The sequence below is a fragment of the Edaphobacter sp. 12200R-103 genome (genome assembly GCF_010093025.1).
Taxonomy (GTDB): Bacteria; Acidobacteriota; Terriglobia; order Terriglobales; family Acidobacteriaceae; genus Edaphobacter.
This window is the reverse complement of record NZ_CP048114.1, coordinates 365,698-385,786: the sequence shown is the minus strand read 5'-3', so window position 1 is coordinate 385,786 and position 20,089 is coordinate 365,698. Positions and strand designations below refer to the sequence as shown.

12 protein-coding genes and 1 tRNA gene are annotated in these 20,089 nt (G+C 54.2%); 1 reads left to right on the top strand and 12 read right to left on the bottom strand.

Annotated elements, in window-relative coordinates; all coding sequences use genetic code 11:
* Positions 1–534 precede the first annotated feature (534 nt).
* The 7 genes from GWR55_RS01700 to GWR55_RS01670 form a co-directional block, all read right to left on the bottom strand.
* A complete protein-coding gene (locus GWR55_RS01700) occupies positions 535–4,998 on the bottom strand; it encodes a choice-of-anchor D domain-containing protein (protein WP_162400715.1) in 4,464 nt (1,487 codons plus the stop codon).
* A 438-nt stretch (positions 4,999–5,436) separates the two neighbouring features.
* Positions 5,437–8,298, bottom strand: coding sequence for an FG-GAP-like repeat-containing protein (locus GWR55_RS01695; protein ID WP_162400714.1), 2,862 nt, complete (start codon positions 8,296–8,298; stop codon positions 5,437–5,439).
* A 1,184-nt stretch (positions 8,299–9,482) separates the two neighbouring features.
* Complete coding sequence (locus GWR55_RS01690; RefSeq protein ID WP_202925560.1) at positions 9,483–9,809, bottom strand: BrnA antitoxin family protein; 327 nt, start codon at positions 9,807–9,809, stop codon at positions 9,483–9,485.
* A 164-nt stretch (positions 9,810–9,973) separates the two neighbouring features.
* Complete coding sequence (locus tag GWR55_RS01685; protein WP_162400713.1) at positions 9,974–11,212, bottom strand: type II toxin-antitoxin system HipA family toxin; 1,239 nt, start codon at positions 11,210–11,212, stop codon at positions 9,974–9,976.
* Positions 11,184–11,636 carry a helix-turn-helix domain-containing protein gene (locus GWR55_RS01680; protein WP_162400712.1) on the bottom strand — a complete coding sequence of 151 codons (453 nt, stop codon included), beginning with the start codon at positions 11,634–11,636 and terminating at the stop codon, positions 11,184–11,186. The genes GWR55_RS01685 and GWR55_RS01680 overlap by 29 nt, the downstream gene beginning before the upstream one ends.
* 53 nt (positions 11,637–11,689) lie before the next feature.
* Complete coding sequence (locus tag GWR55_RS01675) at positions 11,690–12,877, bottom strand: S8 family serine peptidase (protein WP_162400711.1); 1,188 nt, start codon at positions 12,875–12,877, stop codon at positions 11,690–11,692.
* 44 nt (positions 12,878–12,921) lie between these two features.
* Positions 12,922–13,911 carry an AAA family ATPase gene (locus tag GWR55_RS01670; protein ID WP_162400710.1) on the bottom strand — a complete coding sequence of 330 codons (990 nt, stop codon included), beginning with the start codon at positions 13,909–13,911 and terminating at the stop codon, positions 12,922–12,924.
* 158 nt (positions 13,912–14,069) lie between these two features.
* Here GWR55_RS01670 and GWR55_RS01665 point away from each other — a divergent pair, with 158 nt between their 5' ends.
* Positions 14,070–15,143, top strand: a complete 1,074-nt coding sequence (locus tag GWR55_RS01665; RefSeq protein WP_238398750.1) for a site-specific integrase — start codon at positions 14,070–14,072, stop codon at positions 15,141–15,143.
* Between the two features lie 178 nt (positions 15,144–15,321).
* On the opposite strand, the gene GWR55_RS01660 is transcribed toward GWR55_RS01665, so the two are convergent.
* From GWR55_RS01660 to pssA, 5 genes are all read right to left on the bottom strand, one after another.
* The gene (locus tag GWR55_RS01660) at positions 15,322–16,848 is read right to left on the bottom strand and encodes an alpha/beta hydrolase (protein WP_162400708.1); all 1,527 of its coding nucleotides are present in this window, start codon (positions 16,846–16,848) and stop codon (positions 15,322–15,324) included.
* 142 nt (positions 16,849–16,990) lie between these two features.
* A tRNA-Leu gene (locus tag GWR55_RS01655) sits at positions 16,991–17,078 on the bottom strand.
* A gap of 97 nt (positions 17,079–17,175) precedes the next feature.
* Positions 17,176–18,078, bottom strand: coding sequence for a fructokinase (gene mak / locus GWR55_RS01650; protein ID WP_162400707.1), 903 nt, complete (start codon positions 18,076–18,078; stop codon positions 17,176–17,178).
* Positions 18,079–18,180: 102 nt separating this feature from the next.
* The gene (locus GWR55_RS01645; protein WP_162400706.1) at positions 18,181–19,236 is read right to left on the bottom strand and encodes an Asd/ArgC dimerization domain-containing protein; all 1,056 of its coding nucleotides are present in this window, start codon (positions 19,234–19,236) and stop codon (positions 18,181–18,183) included.
* Between the two features lie 34 nt (positions 19,237–19,270).
* Positions 19,271–20,089 (bottom strand): CDP-diacylglycerol--serine O-phosphatidyltransferase, encoded by an 819-nt coding sequence (gene pssA, locus GWR55_RS01640; protein WP_238398571.1) that lies wholly within the window; start codon positions 20,087–20,089, stop codon positions 19,271–19,273.

Genomic DNA, 20,089 nt, shown 5'->3' with positions numbered 1-20,089 from the left:
CGGAGCCTGCGCATTGGCAAATAACTGATGTTAGATGGGACTGGCGCTGTACCCAAATTTGTACCTCGCTATCAATTCCCTACGCCGCCCGATAGCTCCGCTGACCCCAACGACTATATTGCTTCCAGAGAGTTACAGGACGGCTTATGGTGCCGGGAGGGGGGCGAACCCCCACGACCGCAAGAGTCGGCGGATTTTCTCCCCTGGTATGCCATAAGCGCCCATCACTGCTCACCGCATAGCTCGCACGGTAGCTTCGTCCACTTGCGCGAGGAGTTGCCTTTAGATTTCTTAATGCTGTTCCAACAGCTTCGAAGTGGTGCCTTTGAAGCCGCTGGTTCAATGGAACTTCCTGTTCGGCGTACCTGCAGACTTTCACTCCAAATGGTAGCCGGCGAGACTTCATTTCCTAGTTCTTGGTCAATACTGGTGGTTGTTTATGGCATGTCCAGGGAGGATGTCTTCACACCGAGGAGCATCTCGATCTTCCGGAGATGACTGTTACCATTTCAGCTGAAGATCATCGGTTCGCGCTTACTGTACTGTCAGCGTCAAAGGAATCGTCTGCATCTGAGTGCCCGCACTTGCAATCACGTGGAAAGTGTATGTTCCTTTCGGCGTGAGATTGGTTGAGGATAGGGAAGATGGCTTTGAGGATGAGGCGCATCCTCCTATACCCACGAATGCGAACAGCAGGAGGCAGGATAGTAGAGTCAACCAAGAGCGTCTTCGCACAACCGGCAACAAAAATAAGCTCGCGAGACAACCTGCGGCCTCAATATTTATCGGTTGGCGGCGCGCAGCCGTCTGCGTTTGGGAAGTTGTGACGGTAAGCGTTGTACTGCCTCCATTAGCAATCGACAGACTCGCGGGAGAAAAGCTGCACGCCGCGTATAGCGGCAGATCTGCACACGTGAAAGTGATAGTTCCCGTTGCGCCTGGTCGCGGTTGTTGCACTAGTGTGTAGGGAGCGGAGGAACCGCCGGAGATTGTGGCGCTGGGGGAGGAGGTAGACAGAGCGAGACCAGAGCTGTTCCCGGTCCCAACCAATGCGACTGTTGCCGGACCGGTGGCAGCATTGCTGGAAATGAAAAGCGTGGCACTTTCAGCACCGGCGCTCGAGGGCGTGAAGACGACATTGAGGAGACAGCTCTGCTGGGAAGCGAGGGAGATGCCGCACGTTGTCGTCAGCTTAAAGTCCTCGGGATTGACACCGGAGATCCCAAAAGTGAGCGCCGTAAGGGGAGCGGCGCCAGAGTTCGTGAGAGCTATCGTCTGAGCTGCTGCGGAAGTGCCAATGTTTGCCCCTTCGAAAGTCAGGGATGTCGGCGAAAGCGTGATTGCGGAGACAGTCCCGGTTCCTGAGAGTGGTACCGTGATAGGATTTACCTCCCCGGAAGCAACGGTGAGCACCGCAGCCTGAGGACCATTAGAGTCTGGCTGGAAGCCAACGAAAATTAAGCAACTTGTTCCAGCGGCGAGCGGACCGTTACAAGTCGTTGAATCGATCGAGAACGGAGCCGTAGTTGTCAGTACAGGTGCGAGCGACATGCTGGACTGATTGACCAGAGATATGCTCTGAGACACCTTACTGCCGACAGGAGTAGAAGAGAAGGACAACGAGTTAGGAGCTGCAAGAAATGCAGGAACTCCGGTGCCTGTCAGCAATACTTTCGATGTCAGGGCGCCGCCATCGATCATAAGCGTGACGGCTCCTTTACGCATTCCCAGAACCGACGGCCCAAATGTAACCGTGATGGAGCAGCTCGCATTGGACGCAAGCGTAGCGCCGCAGTCATTCGTTTGGCTGTAATCGGGCTGTAAGCCACCGTCTGCAGCGCCTGCGGTAATGCTAGTGAGAGCGATCTCCGTGGCGTTCGTGTTTTTAATCTGCACGGTTTGGGTCGCTGTGGTGCCAGGCACGACGTTGCCAAAGTCGAAGGAACCTGGATTGATTGAGAGACTGGGCGTGCTGATGCCTGTACCGATAACGTAGATTGTCGTGGACGAACCACCGCCAGACAAAAGCATCGGCACCGCAAGACGCCCAGCCTGCAGAGGCTCAAAACTGACACCGATCACACAGCTCGCCTGAGACGCAAGAGCGATGCCTGCGCAGGTGTTTGCTGCAACCGTAAAGCTACTGGCTCCATCGCCGGAGAAGGACGGCACGTCTACAGTGACAGGTGCGGTTCCGCTATTGGTGATCGTTACGGTACGAATCAGCGACGTTGTCCCGAGCTGGACATTACCATATTGCAGGCTCCTGTCGGCAGAAAACAACAGGGGCCCATCCACTGGATTTGGCGTGAAGTTAGGATAGACATCGACACGGCTCCCACTGCCGTAGACCACCCCGATATCGTACGAGCCACTGGGCGCGCCCGCCGAAACGGGTTTCACGGTAACGCTCGCTGTGCAGAACGTGCCAGGCGCGAGTATGGCGGGACAGTCGTTCGTCTGCGAGGTCCACCCGAAGGTGAGGATGGAGCTGATAGCGACCCCGGCGTTGCCCAGGTTCCAGATATAGAGTGGCTTTGCCACGCTGGTTGTTCCGTTCTGCGTAGGAGGGATGTTCAATTGGCTGCTATCGACGTACACCACTGCGCCAAGAGAGCTTGCAAGGCCAGTGGGCGTGAAGGTCTGGGAAGAGGGCTGGGCATCACTATTGATCGTAAGGGTTCCACCTCGCGTTGTACTAAGTGGGGTCAGAAAGCAGGAGCTTGCTGCTGCCACAGTAGTACCGCAGGCATTGATGATCGAAGTGATGCTGTTACCCGGCACAATGCTGACGATATGCAGGTCTGCGCTGCCTGCATTGCGGAGCTCGAGCATTGGCCCGCTATAGGTGAGGCTGATCTGCGGCTGATTTGTCGGCGCGATCTTCGCTATGAAGCTCGAATAGCTACCAGATCTCGCCTGGTCGGTATATGCGGTGCCTGTGCCAACGTTGATGGGGTCGTAGAAGCCGTAAGGAAAGCCATTATTGATCGACAAAGAATTTGCCGTACCGGCGATGTAAATGTTACCTGACGGATCGATCGCCATGCCATTTGGGACTTGTGAGATCACCCGTCCGCCGAAGCCGGTGGAGCTTACCAGATCACCCTTTGGCGTAAGCCCCAAAATGAAGGCTCCAGCGCCGGGACTGTCAGCGGCAACCGCATCTTTGAAGGGCAACGAATTTAGCCCAAAGCTGCCCGCGATATAGAAGTTGCCCTTCGTATCCATCGCTGTTGTATTGACGAAGCCTTCGCCCAGATAGGTCGACCAGGTATAGCCCGTATGGGACGGATTGATGGCGCTGGCAAAGAGGTACTGTTTAGACTGAGCGTACCCAATGGAGTAGATGGGGTGGCGGTAGGCCTCGACGGTATAGGGAAAGTCAGGCGCGATCTGCGATCCAGCCAGATAAATCGTTCCATCGGCCCCTACCTGAATCTGCCCGAGTGTATCGGCGACGAAGGTATCACCACCCAGAAGCGTACTGAACAGCAGCGTCTTGCCATCTGGTGCAAACTCCGCGACGAAGGAGCCTCCGGTGCCATCCTGGAAAGAGCCTTTGAGAGGAACGGAGGTGCCGTTGCCTCCGAAGTAGATGTTGCCCTGGGTGTCGCGGGTGATGGAAGTTGCCATCGCGGATGCCCCAATCTGGCCAGGACTAAAAAAGTAGCTCGAAAAAACCCAGTCCGTTCCAGTAGGGTTCAGCTTGGCAAAAAAAACTCCGCCGCATGTTGTACAAACCATGCCGGTATACGACGGTTGAAACGCATTGACTGTCTTCAAGCCATTGTCGCTGCTGTTGCCTGCGATATAAGCATTGCCGTCGGTATCGACAGTAATACCGCGTGGAAGCTGCTGCCCTGTACCGATCAGAGTGGAATAGACCATCGCTCCGGTACCGTCGAATTTGGCGACGAAGCCGGTGTTGCAAAAACTATTTGTGCATGTACCCAGATTCGCCGAAGTCGTAGGAAAACTGGAGCTGCCCGTAATGCCAGTGACGTAGGCATTACCCGAAGCATCCAGAGCAATCCCCTCAGCAGTGTTGAAGCCAGGTGAGGGTATATATGTGGAGTACAGGATCTGTGTCCCAGTGGGATCGAGTTTTGTAACGTAGATCTGCTCACTACCACCCTGCCCGGTACTTCCTTGTCCTCCACCAGCAACCGGATAGTCTGAGGCGTAGGTCTGACCGGTTAGAAAGACGGATCCACTGGCATCCACCTGTAACGCGGAGACTTCCACACCGTTACTGGCGCCGATGATCTTTGTGTAACTCACGACAGGGTCGATGAGGAGAGAACGGCTGCGATCGTAATGAGACGCAGTGAAACCGAGGCGACCATCAGCATCGAGCGTGAAGTGACTCTCCACCGTGGCAGTCTTTCCATCGATCTGCTGCGTTGCGATGGGTGCGAGAAAATGCAATCCCTGGCAGGTCGAGTTTGTGTTTGCCAGTTGCACGGTCGCTGAGCCGTCAGCTTCGAGATGAAACGACGCTCCACCGCTCAAACTGAGACGCATCGCCTCTACATCTGCACCAGGAGCTACCTGAAGATCGTATTCCAGATGACCGTCTCTTCCATGAAAAACGAGATCTATGCCAGGGGCAGCCTGCTCATAACGAATCTGCCGGTCAAGCGGAATGCCTTGCAACCAGTGCGTGCGGTCGTTACCTGCGTAGTAGTTGGCGACGCCATTCGTTGGTTCTTCGGCGCGCAAAGAAGACGCATCGTTCCCCAGAAGCAAAGAGATGGGAGAACCCTTGGCCGAACACGGAAGCACCACCTTGCGTGAGGTAAACAGGAACTCCCCGTCGGAGCTGTGGGAGAGGAAACGGACACCGTCGGGCGCTTGCCCACGGTTCTCCTCAAACGTGAGTGGGAGCAACTGGGTATCAGCGCTCTGCCGAGCAATGGGGGCTCCCATCAACGCCTGAGCGGAAAACACTGGGGCAGCCAGCACAAGCGAGCAGAACAGACGAGTCATAGTCATAGGGGGCAGATTCAAAGAAGGACGGAAGTTCATAACGATCTCTACTCTCGGTGTACTGTGATCGTGAGGGGAGCAGGGGCCGATCCTGGCATGTCGCTCGAAGCAGTAACGGTAACGGTGTAGTTTTTTATGGCCGCATTAGCAGCTGCAGAGGGGCTCACCACTCGTCCTGCACATCCCGAAAGCAGTGTCACCGCATGCATGACAACGAGCGTGGCAAAGGCGCTCCACGAGAGACGATTCTGTCTGAGTAAGAGTGCAGAGACGAGGACAACAAGGCACAAACCCACCCATCCGCCGGGAAGTACACTTGCAGACGCTGCCGTGGTACTGCTCTTGTTGTCGGAGATAGTGAGAGTAGAGTTGACCGGAGTTCCTGTCAGAGTAACGACGCTTGGCGACAAGCTGCATGTCGGCAAAGTGGCAGCTGTGATGCTGTCAGCCGGCGTGACCGAGCCAGCTTAGAGTTACCTTGCCGTAGAAGCCCTGCACCGGCGAAAGTGTCACAAGGTCCGTGCTGCCGTTGGCGCCGAGCGAGAGATTTGTTTGAGCTGCCGTGAGTTGATAGCCACGATCGAAGACCGTGACGGTGAGCGGTTGCGAACTAGAGGTGAGGAAGTTCTGGTCGCTTGCAAACACCGCCGTAATGCTATGCGCGCCTGCAGACAACGGTGAAGTGGTAAAACTGGCTGCCCCGGACGCAACAGGCGCGGTACCAATCTGCGTGCCCTGATCGAAGAAGGTGATCGTGCCTGAGGTCACAGTCGTTTGGCTGCTTACCTGTACACGAAGAGTAGCCGGTTGGCCTGTCAGTGGTGGTACTGGAGTCAGCGCAAGAGTGGTTGTTGTCGCCGCGGGGGCCACTACAAGGGTTGTGACTGCAGACTTCGATGGAGTGAGGCAGCAACTCGCATTAAGCCTTGCGGTCACGTTGTATGTGCCAGGCAGCAGATTGATAGCCTCATACCGTGCTGTTCCGGAGAAAGGAGCATTGGCGCCAGGAGACGAAAATGCGATCGGGAGAGTGACGGGGCTACCGGGCAGTCCACTGAGAATGACTGTTGCCGACGGGGGCGGCGCAGAGGTGCTATCGGCGGAGAATGTAACCTGCGCAGTAAAACCTGCACCCTGGCCGTACTGGATGGCGGTATGGTCCACAGTAAGGGTCGTACCGGTGGACTCCCGATTCAACAGGACGGTGAAGATGCCCGGAGAAGCATAGGAGTTCGAGAACAGCAGGTCGGGCCGTCCATCTTTGTTGAAGTCTGCAATCGATGGGGTCAACGTACCGAAACCAGCCAGCAGCCCCATGCCTGCATCGAAGGTACGGCCCGGCTTGGCATGCAGGATAGAGATCTCTGCCACCTGGTATATGCTGCTGCCGCTGTATAGCAGATCGTCCAAGCCGTCGCCGTTCAGGTCATGCGCAGCAAGATTCAAAAACAACCCCGTTGGAGAAACGCCCGTCGCGATGGTGGATGGAGCGGAGAAGGTACCATCGCCGTTGCCGTAATAAATGGTCAGATAGTAAGTACTCAGATTGTTTGTGACGACAAAGTCTCTCTTCCCATCGCCATCAAAGTCCCCGAAGACAGCCTGGCCAGGACTGAAAGTTCCGTTGCCGGTAGAAGGCGCAGCAGGAGCCGAAACGACTTGATTGAATGTGCCATCGCCCTTCCCTAAAAAGATTTGGACTCCTCCAGCAATCGAAACAACCAGGTCGAGTTTGTTGTCTCCGTTCACATCGCCCGCCGCAACAGACAGAGCGCTGTTGAAGGTGGCGATCGACTGCGCAGAGAAACTTCCGTCTCCATTGGAGAGCATCACCCACACGTCTCCCGTGGGATAAGAATTATTCGGTGCTATCAGGTCCGCGCGTCCATCACCATTGATGTCAGCGACGACCGCGCCTTGAAACGGAATGAAGTTGAAGGTAGAGCTCGCGAAAACCGGGTCGCTGAATGTACCGTCACCCTTCCCGAAGAAGATCTGTGCCAACGAGCCGCTATTGTTGGTAACCAGGTCAAGATGACCATCGCCGTTGAAGTCTCCCTGAAACACCTGGGAGGATATTCCCGCGTTCGCCGCCAGACCGTCCCTTTGAATCGGTGTTGATGTGGCGAAGGTGCCATCTCCTTTTCCATGGTTTAGCAGGAGGCTTGGACTACCCGAAGTAATGACGTCCGGCGCGCCATCCTCATCGAAGTCCCCCACAGCGATTCCTCCGATGGCCGTTCCCGATTCGGTCGGGCGTGGCGCGCGGAAGGAACCATCTCCACGGCCATATGCGATGTAGATACCATCGAAAGCCGTGGTCGCCAGATCAAGGATTCCGTCGCCGTTGTAGTCGTCGATCAGAGGATCGGTCACTCCGAAGTTGCTGTATCCCGCAGAAAACGAATAGGCGATGGGAGGCGCAAATTTAAGCCCTGGTTTACCGAGATAGATGATCGTCCCTTTGGGGCCGAGGCTGATCACATCCGGCATGCCATCTCCATTCAAGTCCTTTATGGCGAGAACCGTTGTATTGCTAAAGTCAGGCGTCGCAATCGGCGTGGTATTGAAGGTGCCGTCCGGATTGCCATGCAGAATTATGTTTGAGTTGGAGCTTATGTCCACACACTCTGCATCAAGGTGTTGGTCGTTATCGAAGTCGGTAAAGAAGCAATTCTGGTAGTTTCCAGCGATGAATCCAGACGTGAACGTACCATCTCCGTTGCCGAGATAGACCTGAAGCGGCTGTCCGTACAGAAGATCGAGTTTGCCATCGCCATTAACGTCATGCAATTCGTCGTAAAGGCGGACTCCTGAACTGTAGTAGCGCAGATTCAATGGCTTGCCGAGAGTGAAGTGTCCCGCTCCATCGCCGAGCATCGGATAGATCGTATTGAGCCGGTCCAGATTGGTAAGAATCACATCGAGTTTGCCGTCGCCGTTGATGTCTCCTGCTATGGTGACGCCAACGGATGAATAAAAATCGTTGTTGATGGAGATATCTGTGCGAATGGACGGCTGGAAAGTACCATCTCCGTTCCCGATAAAGGAGTACATGACCTGCAACGCAGGGGATCCCGATGCGAACGAGATGCAGACAAGGTCGGCGAAGTGGTCACCATTGATGTCATAGGGATGGCATTGCTGCGGGGTGCCGTCCAGCGATACGGCTAACGGATCGGAATAGCTGCCATCTGCATGCGAAAGCAGGATTTCGGTCCGGATGGAAGTATTCGGTCTGTAAAGAGGGTCGTAGTAAAAGAAGTCAGGTCGGCCGTCTCCATTGAAGTCTGCCTGAATCGCCACCCCGCCGAGTATCGAGACATGTAGATGACGTACAGCTTGAAAGGTCTCACTCGAGACAGGCAAAACGGATAACAGAATGACCAGGCAGATACACAAACGACGCAAGACGAGCCTCCGCCCAGAGAGCTTTGTTCCTGTCAGTTTCTTATGGGCTGTGAGGCCATGTTAGAAAGCTGGAAAAAAGCTGTCAATCGTAAAGTCGAAACCTTAAAGCAACTCTGCAGCGGTGTAGAGGGGGGCGAATTAGCTGAAAACGGAATGTTAGGCGTGTTTATTCCTAGCAACTCCGAGGAACAACTACACCAGCATCGCCGGATTGAGCAATCCGCTCAGAGAAGAGGCCCTGATAGTTGTCCTGGATGTTCAGGGAATGCAACTTTGACAGGTTGGTGATTAATCCCAGCTTATGCTCGAATCTCCTGCTTTCAATATCTAACTCGAAACTCGCCGACGGTCAGGGAAGTGGGGTCTTCTAAGTCTACGCACAACGACAGCGAGTTTGCCTTTGGAACTTGCCCTCCGATCTGGCCCGAGTTTGATCTAAAAGGGATAGAAAACTTAGGTTGCGGCGGTGTCGGCGGACCAATTATCCGCTGCGCATTCCATAGTTAAGCGTAAACGAGCATAACCATAGATAGGTTGCGGCCAAAGGATGTGCGCCAGCCATCTTCAACTTGTTGAAAATAAGGAGGATGCGCACTGTACCTGATTTTGTACCTGGAATTATTCGAGGGCTCAGCTAAACCCCTCACAAACTACTGAAAACACAATGGATAGTTGGTGCCGGGAGGGGGGGGTCGAACCCCCACGACCGCAAGGGTCGGCGGATTTTGAGTCTGATTTTAGAGGTTTTGCAGGGCCTTGCATAGCGCTGCACTAAATCGCAATAAACGTCCTATTTACATATAGATAATAGCCAGAGGCACATTGCAATGCGACGCAGCCAAAAGCAGGAAAGTTGGCAACGAACAGCCATCAAAACAGCCACCACTAATTGCACTAAAAATGGTGCAAAATGCTTCCCGACACACAGCGGATTGAAACTCCGACGGACGATCTTGATGGCTGTTTGGTGGCTGTCTCGCAGACGAAGGACGTTCGCTAGACACAGCGGACTTCTGTCCGACGGCTGTACCTCTGCCGTATATCGAAATCGGGAAGGCCAGGATAATGGGTACTCGGCGTTATGCGGGATCGATCTTTCCACACAAAGACAAAGAGGCGCGTAGCGCATCATTGACGCGGGTCTGCCATCCGTCGCCGCTTGCACAGAGCACAGCAATCACATCGGTATCCAACTGGATTGTGACCACCTCTTTAGTTAGCTCCCCTCTTCTTCCCATACGGCGACCGCGACGGCGTTCTACGATCTGCTCAGGCGTATGAACCTGCTGAAACCGGCCCTTGTTCGCTTGTGCCAGCGAATCACGTAGCCCTGGCAACGCGTGCCCAGCATCTACTTCGATTGCACGGGCTACTTTGTTTGTTTCCATCCTTTTCAGTGTCTTCACGGCATCATCCCCTAAGCTACGATACGTTCAGAAAGATATGCCTTGCGTTGTCCTGCCTCAAGGCGATGGAGCTCGATACCGCCTCAGTCAAGCCGTGTCTGCCAGTCCCGCAACTGCCGAACTGAACTGTTCTGAAGCATCCATGCTGGAAGTGGCCTCCGAGACTATGAGGTGCGAGGGCTCAACGACTCCGCGATACCTTTACGCCAGGCTTTGAGCATTCCCTCGCCAACATCAGCGAATGCAACGTGATCCTTAATGTAGTTTTGCATTTCCGAGGACGCTTCCTCGATAGCCTCCGCGATGCGTGACAGCACACCTCTTACCTGTGCAGGAGTACAGGCTGCGCGAGTTTCGCCGAGCAGTTGAAGCTCTCGAGCGGTGGGCCAACGCGTGCTTCCGTTCAACGTCAGAGCCATCCCGTCCTTTGGGATGTAGACCGATGTTGTCACTAGGTCATATACAGGCGCGAGACGAGCTTCACCGAGAACGTCGTCATAAATAATGCCGAAGTTCTTGAGGTGAGCGTCTCCGTTGCGGAGCGCGCAGTTGAGTGCGATAAGGGTGAATAGCTTTTCCAGGTCGCTATTGACATGCGGCGAATTGGCAAATTGCGCGAATCGCTTAAGTATTGAAGTCTCGTAGCTGCCACTGTACTTCTTGTCAGTCCCCTTGCCATTGAGGACGCAGAAATCTTCGAACCCTCGATAGCTGCCGTCGGCCCGGAGATCAAATCGATCGACGACGAGTGCCGCCCCATCCTCTGCGAGTCGGTAAGGCGGTACATCAAGGCCGCACTTCTCAGCGACTCTCAAACAGAAGTACTCGTTTGCTGCGAGTTGCGGATACTCTCGCGCCTCCCAGAACTTCACGATATGTGTAGCGCCGCGATAGCTCTCGGACAGACGCGCCCCATCAAATGCTGTCTTTGAAAACGCATCCTCATCGCGGATCAAAAACTTTGGCTGAACGCCACTGATGCCCGAGAAGGAAGCGAACTTGTCCAAGAGGTGATGGAAGAGATCACCTTGGCGTCGACGAGAGAGGATTTCGTCCACGGACTGGAAGGGAACGTCCTCATTGAGGGATTCTTCCTGCCCGGTGTAGCGAATGCGGCCCACCTGTGATCGGCCGACAATGCCCAGCAGATCGTAGTCGTCGAATGTCCCGATGGCTTTTGCAAAAGCAAGACGCAAGCGTTCTCTCAGTACACCTTCAGGAAGGTTCATCTCGAAAATGGGTGCGATTCCATACGAGATGTCCCATGAAGCTAGGCGCACAGGCATCGTCACAGAAACGGCGCGTGGCTCAGGGGCTCCGGGTTGATAGAGAAATGTGGTGCCGCGCTGTCCGGAGCGATCAAGCAAGCCGGCTTCAGCGCCGTCGGTCCAAACTTTGATCATCGCGGTCCTCTTCCATCAACTCTTCCAAAGTGGGGCGGCGGTTCGCTGCTTCCTGGATCGTCAGCTCAAGGCTGAGTGCTGTAAGAATTCTGGTTATTTTCGAATAACCGAGCTCGCCAATTCGGCCATTCTCCAATGCGTCCAGTGTTGAATGGCCAACTCTTGCCTGTCTCGCGAGCGTAGCCTGGCTCAAACCAAGCGCTCTACGTTTGGTAGCAACGATCTCACCAATTTGAATCAAGGTCAGCACATACCTAATATACAAGGTTTTCGCCGGGTCTATGGCAATTTTTACCTTGTATACGAGGTAAAATGGTTGTGCGCTGAATACTACCTGCCAGCCTTGTCTGAGCACGCACCTCACTGACTCGGCCACGATATGTTCCGGATGATCGCCCCGCGCATACTTGCGTAGATCTGCCACCGGAATCAGCACTCTACCCCCTATTCGACGCGTGGGCAACTTCCGATTGGCAATCAGGTAATCGCCATACAGAAAGTTCTTGGACGATTCGGCTTATTTACCTCTGCTGTCGCAACAGCGGATTGAGTGATAGATCCATAACTCTTCGGATCATTCGGAAGCAGTTGTGGCGGGGGAATGATCTTGACCGATTCGAGGCCGAACGGCAGATACAAAGTCCCTTGACCGGCTAACGGAAATGTTAGATCCGAATAAAGCACCACTCCCGCCATGTTGGTTCCATGGCCACAAGGATGGGAATCGTCTGTTCCCCATGCAGGATCAACAGAGAGACAATCTTCAGGCAAGAGGGATTGATCTAGTAAAGGGTGCAATCTTGTGACGCCTGTATCTAATACGCAGACTGCGGGACTGCTGGGCAAAGCTGGGACGAGTCGTTCACGAAGATCTTCGACCCAGGCCCGTTGTTCTCGATGCGCTACTTCAGTGAAGAATGCGGGAGAATCAAGAGCGTACCGTATGCGTTCAAGAGAAGAAGATTGATGGATGATTTCTTCGAGCGAAGATAGACTTCCATTGATTAGCACTATCTCCAGATCCGGAAATCGCAGGATACGATCGCTTACAAGAAAGCTGAGTTCGTGCGCCACGGTGCGCAACTCTTCCGCTTGGTCACGCCAGCACCAGCATTCCCACCAAATCGGTGCTTCTCTGTCAGTAGGAAGTGGACGAGTATCGGTCCACAGTGTGTTCAATGTCGCCACCTGAATATTCTCCAGATGTTCGAATCGATCACGATAAGGAACTTTGCCTACGCCGGTCGTTCCCTCGCCAAATGCTTCTAATTTCTCCTCAAAGAAAGAAGTAGCAGCGTCAGGAACAAAGAGACTTGCAACTTGGACGTGATCTGCCTCTGTACGAACGGCTCCGAGTCTGATCCCTTTTCTCATCCAAGTCAGTTCGGGAATCTGCTGCCCTGGTTCACTACGAACCTCTACGTATATGCCTGGCCGTTTCCGTTTTGAATTTAGCTGTCTTGTTGCTACTCGTTTACGGGCAGCATTGAATGCAGCAGAGAGTTCTGCTTTCAATCGTTTCGCGCGTTCGCTACGGTCTATTGCCAGAGGGCGTTCGGTTCGACCTGAACGTGGTGAGCTATAGCGGAGCCCAATCGCGAAGCTGTCGATGCGAAGGTGTACGAGATTGTGCTGAGGAGCTGGAATCGGGTTATTTGTTGCCATCGTGCTGAGTCGTTCCTCACAAAGCAGAAATCATCAGGTTGTCATTAGTGAGCTTCGGCCAATCGTTTGCGGTGGCCGAGGGCCTTGTGGAGCGACTCATTGGTCACAGCTTTTCGGCGGGAAATGATTAAATCGCGGATGACCTCGTCGGATGCCTTTGCGATTTCCGCTTGAGACAATCCAACTCCCTCTTGCGCAATCGAGTTCCAATCGACTCTAGTTGTCTCAAATGGCGATAGCCGATCACGGAGAAAAGTCTCGACCATCGAGAGGTCCGGAAGTTTAAAACGCACAAGATCATCAAAGCGACGGAAAAGCGCCTCATCCAGCAATTCCGGATGATTAGTAGCGGCGATCACGACGCTGTCCGTGGCGTTTGGCTCTTCCATGAACTGAAGAAAGGAATTGAGAACGCGCCGCATTTCTCCTACGTCGTTATCGAGAGTCCGTTTCCCGCCGATTGCATCGAACTCATCAAAAAGATAGACACCGCGGCGTGATGATATTTGATCGAAGATCATCCTCAGCTTAGAAGCCGTCTCTCCCATAAAACGGGTGATCACAGAATCTAGTTGGACGGAATGCAATGGAAGATGTAATTCACCGGCCAATGCGGATGCGGTCATCGTCTTACCAGACCCAGGAGGCCCCATGATAAGTAAACGACTTGGAGGCACTTTGCCATGACTGCGGAGTGTGTCTCTCTCTCTCTGTTGATCGACGAAGACTTGTAGCCGCTCTCGGACGATCGGAGTCAAAACTAGGTCACTCAGCCGTAGAGTAGGGGCAGACGTGACGAGAAGTTTTTGAATCTCACCAATAGGCTGCGTGATCGGTACAACAACCTTACTGATTCGTCTACCCTCAAGCCCAGAAGAAGGATCGGCCTTCCTTCGTGCGATCGCAACTTGATTCTGAAGCTCATTTGCGACCTCTACGCGACCGCGACGTGCCTCAGTAGCTGCGAGCTGTAGCGCGATTGCGTAAAGCTGCTCCGTGTCGCCCTCATTGAGGCTTGCGAGCATAGCGATCATTTGCCTAGCTGAAACCACGGTTTCCCAATCTCCCCGGCGCTTGGCGATGACTAAACGGACTCGCGCAAGCGTATCAGTATCATTGTCTCAATTGCATCCAATATTTTGCTAGGCATTTGAGAAGTAACCGGAAGCAGTTCAACCATAAGGCTAGCTTGATGGCTGTTTCATCGGACCTATTGATATTCTATATCCGCCAAAGAACCCGACGGGAGGACTTTATGCGCGGCGTATATGAGAATCCGCTCGGTAGCGGCATCTGGTGGATTCACTATTACGCGGCAGGGAAGCGACACCGAGAAAAGGTTGGACGTAAGTCCGATGCGATCAAGCTGTACCAGGCGCGCAAAGCGGATGCTGCGGCAGGGCGCAAACTACCGGAATTGCGCAATTCCAAGGTGCTTACTCTGAGCGAGTTGATCGACGACGCTTTGGAGTTCACAGCCCATCATAAGGACCAGCGCGGCTATAAGAGCAAGGGGGAGATCGTCCGCACGGCTCTGGGCTCGCACCCTGCCGCAGAATTGACTCCTCAGGAGCTGGAACGATGGCTTCGCACCCGATGCAAAACAGCAGCAACGGCCAATCGCTATAAGGCGTTCATCTCTCTGTGCTACCGCGAAGGAGTCCGTAATGGCAAAGTCTCCGTCAATCCAGCCCGCCTAGTGCGCCAGAGAAAAGAAGGTACAGGCCGCCTGCGTTTTCTCAGTCGGGAAGAATATGATCGCCTTCACAAGGTCATATCTAAACGCTTCCCAGAACACGTTGCCGAATTTGTTGTGAGCATCCATACGGGAATGCGACTCAGCGAGCAGTACTCCTGCACCTGGTCTCAAGTACATTTTGATCGCAAGACAATCGAATTCACGAAGACGAAGAACGGTTCGGCGCGGGCTGTGCACTTGAACTCCGATGCAATAGCGGCCGTCGAATCGCTTAAGCGGCCAAGACAGCATCCTTCCAACCCTGTCTTTCCTAGGGAAGGAAGCAAGGGAAGATTTGATACTCGCTCGTGGTTCCAACCGTGCCTTGAGGAAGCGGGCATTAGCGAATACGTGTGGCACTGCAATCGCCACACGTTTTGTTCCTGGCTGGCCATGGCAGGAGCGAGCATCAAGGAGATTCAGGAAGCAGCGGGCCACAAAACGATCACGATGTCGGCACGGTACAGCCATCTGTCACCGGCGCACAGGCTGTCTGTCGTAGAACGGATCGCCTCTGGCTCCCAATAGGGGGCCTTTGTTTGTAGAAGACATTCCCCGGATGTTGGGATGATCTGCCGAGGTTCAGGAGTCGGTGTCAAGGCTCTAGACCGCAAAGCGGCGCGCCCATGCGCGGCCTTGACTCCGACCCGGCCTCGGATACGCTCCGGAAATCCGGGGAATGTCATTCGTTACTTCGTTGCCAAATCTATGTCTTGAAACACCAATATGTACCGAGGGGACATGAACGTTGGTCCAAGCCGAATCGTTCGCTTGGCTGATGACCGTGCTGAACTAAATAGTAGACATCCTGCATTAAGGGGTTTGCCGTCACAAACCCTGAATGACCTAGAAAATCGGTATCCACAAGCGAAGCATCTATCGTATCTACCCCTGCGGCGACCACGATGCCTGCCCCCGCTTCTCCTGCGCGAGCATATCCATGAATCGCTTTTGAAAACTTCAAGGCCTTGTCACTATCAGACGCATAGAGAGTTACCCTTGCACACATAGCGCTAAGGACTTGAGCTGCCTGCTGAAAAATACCTGAATCCACATCAGGGGCAGCGAAGATTAACTGCTTCACGGTATTTGCGGGAAGAGAGGAAGAGCTCAGTGCATGGGCCACTTCCACCAAGGCCCTTGACCCCATGCTGTGGGCTATCAGATGTACAGCATTCGCATTGGTTGAAGCACAAACATCCTCGATAAACTTTTGCAGATGTGGTCGACTCCATTGAATTGTCCCTTCATCTGACAAATAACCCGACAGTGTGCCCTTGGATGGCCAACTAAACATGATCGGACCACCTTCGAAGGACAAATCTGTAGCCAATTGCGCAGTTCGTAATGCTGCATCCTCAAATGAAACGTTATAACCATGGACAAAAATGAATGCATCTCGCTTCGCACTTTCAGCCACAGAAGTATCCAATCGTTGCCAAAACTCATGGCCGGGAAGTTCTGTTGTACTGAGAAGCATGATGTGCTCACTCCGTTTCGGTCGCGCCCAAAGCTTCCATTTCCGTGGCCGTTCCAACCTACCTAGTTGATGGGTTCTAGGAATGCTGACATTGCATACGCCGAGAGACACCATTTCGTTCAGTGCCCGCTCATTTGTATATCGAACCTCATCCACCGAAGATTGGGGATTTCGCTTTCGGTCTGTGGCATAAAAGACTGGCACGATCCAGAACGGATCTACACCAGCCTTTGGTCCTTCGGGTTTTACTTTGTCCTTACCCTCTGCTCTCTCTAGGACTCCAGACTCGGCGACCTCTTCCAGCATGTGCGTCTGAGGTGCAAGTTCTTCACTTATTTTGAGGTAGCTCGTGATAGCCACCTGATGTTCCCGCTCCTCCCTGGGTACACCAATGCCTAGAAGCAATCCTCGCTCATCTACCCAGACCATTCGTGAGGACCCTAAAGGCTGATCCGTGTCCCATGCTGTGCGCCAAATGCGTTTGATCAATGCTGTGGCGCCGCGCTCTGGCAGATGGAGGACTTCCGAAGCAATAGAGAGGGGCTCGGCGTCCGCAAACCGTTCAACGAGTTCGCGCTTTCGAAATGGAAAAAACTCTGTTTTTTCTTTTGCAAAAGTGCGGGACAGGACAAGCCATTGATTGGAACGGAGGGTTCTCAGAATGCCCTTAATAGGGGCAATGGGCTGGTCAGCTTCGGTTATCTCGTAATTCGACACCCAATGAACAGGTCGGCGCAGTGAAAGAGAGTCCATGGCAGCTTGATTGAATTCAGTTTACCGGCTCATTTCAAACGAGTCGCGATCTGAAAATACCAACAGCCACCAGAACAGCCACCAACGAAAATTGGCCTCTCATTTTCGAGAGGCCAATTTCAATCTAAACCCTTTATTTTGTTGGTGCCGGGAGGGGGGGTCGAACCCCCACGACCGCAAGGGTCGGCGGATTTTGAGTCCGCTGCGTCTGCCAGTTCCGCCATCCCGGCTTGACGTTTAAGCCAGCAGTTTACCTATCTGCCAAGCTTCCGTCGAAGAGATCCTGCCCTTCAAGTATCGCATAACATCTCTCTCTTCATTCGGTCATCAACGCGTATTAGGCCATAGCCATGCTGCTCCGCGAACCCCGCTTGAATCGCCAAAACGTGCCTGCAGAATGGGCGTGTCCACCTCGCCTCCAAATACATACGCCGGAAGCCGCTTCGGAAGACTCTCATAAAGATGCTGCGTTAGAGACAAGCCACCGCCAAGCACAAAGGCATCCGGATCAAGAATATTGATGATGATCGCTAGGCCACGTGCCAGACGATCCTCCAGGCGATCGACAACCCTAACGGCCTTTGGCTCACCGGCATCGAAGTCCTCGATAATCTCCCGGGCCGTTCGGCGCACTCCTGTCAGTTCGTGATAGTCGCGAGCCATTCCAGTTCCCGACACCCACGTCTCCATACACCCTCGTTTGCCGCAGTAGCAAAGTGGGCCCGGATTTTCTTCCTCTGTAGGCCACGGCAGCGGATTATGTCCCCACTCTCCCCCGGTTCCGTTCGGCCCGGCGTGGACACGGCCATCGATCGCAACCCCACCTCCGGCTCCCGTACCCAAAATCACTCCAAACACAACATGCTTTCCGGCGGCGGCACCATCGGTTGCTTCGGATACGGCTAAGCAATTTGCGTCATTTGCAATTCGCACTTCGCGACCCAATGCGGCAGAAAAATCCCGGTCCAATGGCTTCCCATTCAGCCAAGTCGAGTTCGCATTCTTTACCAGTCCTGTCTTCTCCGAGATACTGCCAGGGATTCCTGCGCCCACCGTTGCTCTTCGCCCGGTCTGTGACTCAAGCAACCGTACCAAGTCAACCATTGCGGCAATCGTGCCCTTGTAATCATCACGCGGAGTTTCCACACGATGCCGCGTCAGCTCGTTCCCGTTCTCATCGATTGCGAGGGCCTCGATCTTCGTCCCTCCCAGATCGATTCCAATCCGCATTCCGTCCGAACCGTTCGAACGCAAATCTCTTTCGCTCGCAAGCACGTGCTTTATCACCCTCCTCAAAATTCGGGCCGCTCTGCAGATTTACCGCAGACCGGCCTACTGAACCTTCCCTGACGGTCGAAGCCTGCCAAGCTCACCTGCACATGCAATCGCATGGGCAGCAGCCAGCTTCAGATTATCCGCAGCCATCCAAAGCCAGAAGCGTGTTCCTGCGCCACCGCCTTCAAATCCTTTTCTCACGCGAACCATAATCTCTTCCTGTCCCGCAGCGCTTAGATTACTCGGGCTCTCTGATCCTTCCGTGACAAGGTCGATATGTTCTCCAGCCAAGGCGCCTTCCAGTTGAGCAACAGTGACCGGTTCAGTAGTCTCCAGATAGACAGAGGATACGTAGCCGTGGAAAACCGGGGCCTGCACGATCTGCAGCGCCAATGGCGGCAATGCTCCATTGGACAATGCCGCATACTGCCTCTGAATCCGCTCTTCCGTTGCCCCTAACTTGACCTTGGCAGCATCTCCCAACGCGGCCAGCAGGTTAAAGGATACCTGCGCGTCATACTGCTCCCGTGGCAGATCCTGAAACGAAAGCAGGCTCACCGTCTGCTGGTGCAACTCGTCCATCGCTGCACTGCCATGTTCCGAAGCCGGTTCCATCATCGTTGCAGCAATCGCGTGGAGAGGAAACTGCCTATGGACCCTGGCGGCCACAATTCCCAGCATCACGACCGCCGGATGTGCCGGAATCACCGTCTGCGTCCCGAGATCAAACTCCCCTCCCAGCACGGACTGTCGGCCTGCCGCCTCGCTGATCCATGGTGAGGCAACCAGAACGTCCCTCTCCCCTTCGAGGGCGTAAGTCAGATCGACAATACCCGCGCCAGCCTTTCGTGCATCCTGCCAGTACTTCGCCGTCTCATCACGCTGACCGGCAAAAAATACGAAGTCCATACCTTCGAAGGCCGATCGATCCAGCTTCTGAATCAACGAAATCTCGTCGCCCGACGTCGTCAGTTTCCCAACCGACGCGTCTTCATCCTCCAGTAGAACAATTCTTGATGCCGCCAGGGATGATTCTCCCAGCTCTTCGCTCAGCTCCTTGCCCGTCAGCGACGAGGCGCCCACAACTCCAATGCGATACACCTTGCTCGTCATCTCCACCTGCAATGCTTTGGATTTACGTCCGGCCTCAGTGAATGGCCCCGCTCTGTCTTCTCTTCTGGCCCCATGAATACGCAAGCCTCGCTACCACACCGGAAACCAGGTACCCCAGCGCAACCACAATCAGCACCTGCTCCGAATACAGGGTCACCAGCGCACCGATCGCCACAATCACGGCAACCAGTTGGAATGGTCTGCGCTGTCCCAGGCTGATCTCTTTTCCGCTCCAGAACCTCCAGGTGCTCACCATCAGGAATCCCGTAAAGAGAACCAGGCAAAGCCAGACTGCCGACCACCTCGGATCCGAGACCGGCGCTCCATTTTCAAAATGCACGACCGATGCAATCACTCCCGCACCCGCCGGTATCGGCATACCGACAAAATACTTCTTTCCCGGCCGTCCAGGGTTCCGGGGCTGCGGGTTCACGCTGATGTTGAACCGGGCCAACCGGCTGGCGCCACAGATCAGGAAGAGAAAACAGACAAAAACCCCAAGATGCGTAATCTTATCTCGCAATATCGGAAGCTCATGCAGCGGCAGCATGCGGAACCCCCAAAGGTATGCCAGCAGGCTGGGCGCTACCCCGAAAGTGATCACATCCGCCAGCGAATCCAGCTCTCTGCCGAAGTCGCTCGCCGTATTCGTCAGGCGCGCCACCATTCCGTCTACAGAGTCGAACAGAATCGCAAAACCGATCGCCATAGCGGCACGATCGAAGGATGCAGGTTGTGCTGCGGAGCCTTGGATACTCTGGGTAATGGCGTAATATCCAGCGGCAATATTGCCTGCTGTAAAGAGAGAAGGCAACACGTACATGCCACGGCTTGGCCGACGACGCTCTCTCAT

Excerpts from the sequence above, each read along its gene's own strand:
- GWR55_RS01700 (WP_162400715.1), bottom strand. The coding sequence starts at position 4,998 with ATGACTATGACTCGTCTGTTCTGCTCGCTTGTGCTGGCTGCCCCAGTG.
- GWR55_RS01685 (WP_162400713.1), bottom strand. The coding sequence starts at position 11,212 with ATGATCAAAGTTTGGACCGACGGCGCTGAAGCCGGCTTGCTTGATCGC.
- GWR55_RS01675 (WP_162400711.1), bottom strand. The coding sequence starts at position 12,877 with ATGGCAACAAATAACCCGATTCCAGCTCCTCAGCACAATCTCGTACAC.
- GWR55_RS01670 (WP_162400710.1), bottom strand. The coding sequence starts at position 13,911 with ATGATCGCTATGCTCGCAAGCCTCAATGAGGGCGACACGGAGCAGCTT.
- GWR55_RS01665 (WP_238398750.1), top strand. The coding sequence starts at position 14,070 with ATGGCTGTTTCATCGGACCTATTGATATTCTATATCCGCCAAAGAACC.
- GWR55_RS01660 (WP_162400708.1), bottom strand. The coding sequence starts at position 16,848 with ATGGACTCTCTTTCACTGCGCCGACCTGTTCATTGGGTGTCGAATTAC.
- mak (WP_162400707.1), bottom strand. The coding sequence starts at position 18,078 with ATGCGGATTGGAATCGATCTGGGAGGGACGAAGATCGAGGCCCTCGCA.
- GWR55_RS01645 (WP_162400706.1), bottom strand. The coding sequence starts at position 19,236 with ATGACGAGCAAGGTGTATCGCATTGGAGTTGTGGGCGCCTCGTCGCTG.
- pssA (WP_238398571.1), bottom strand. The coding sequence starts at position 20,089 with ATGAGAGAGCGTCGTCGGCCAAGCCGTGGCATGTACGTGTTGCCTTCT.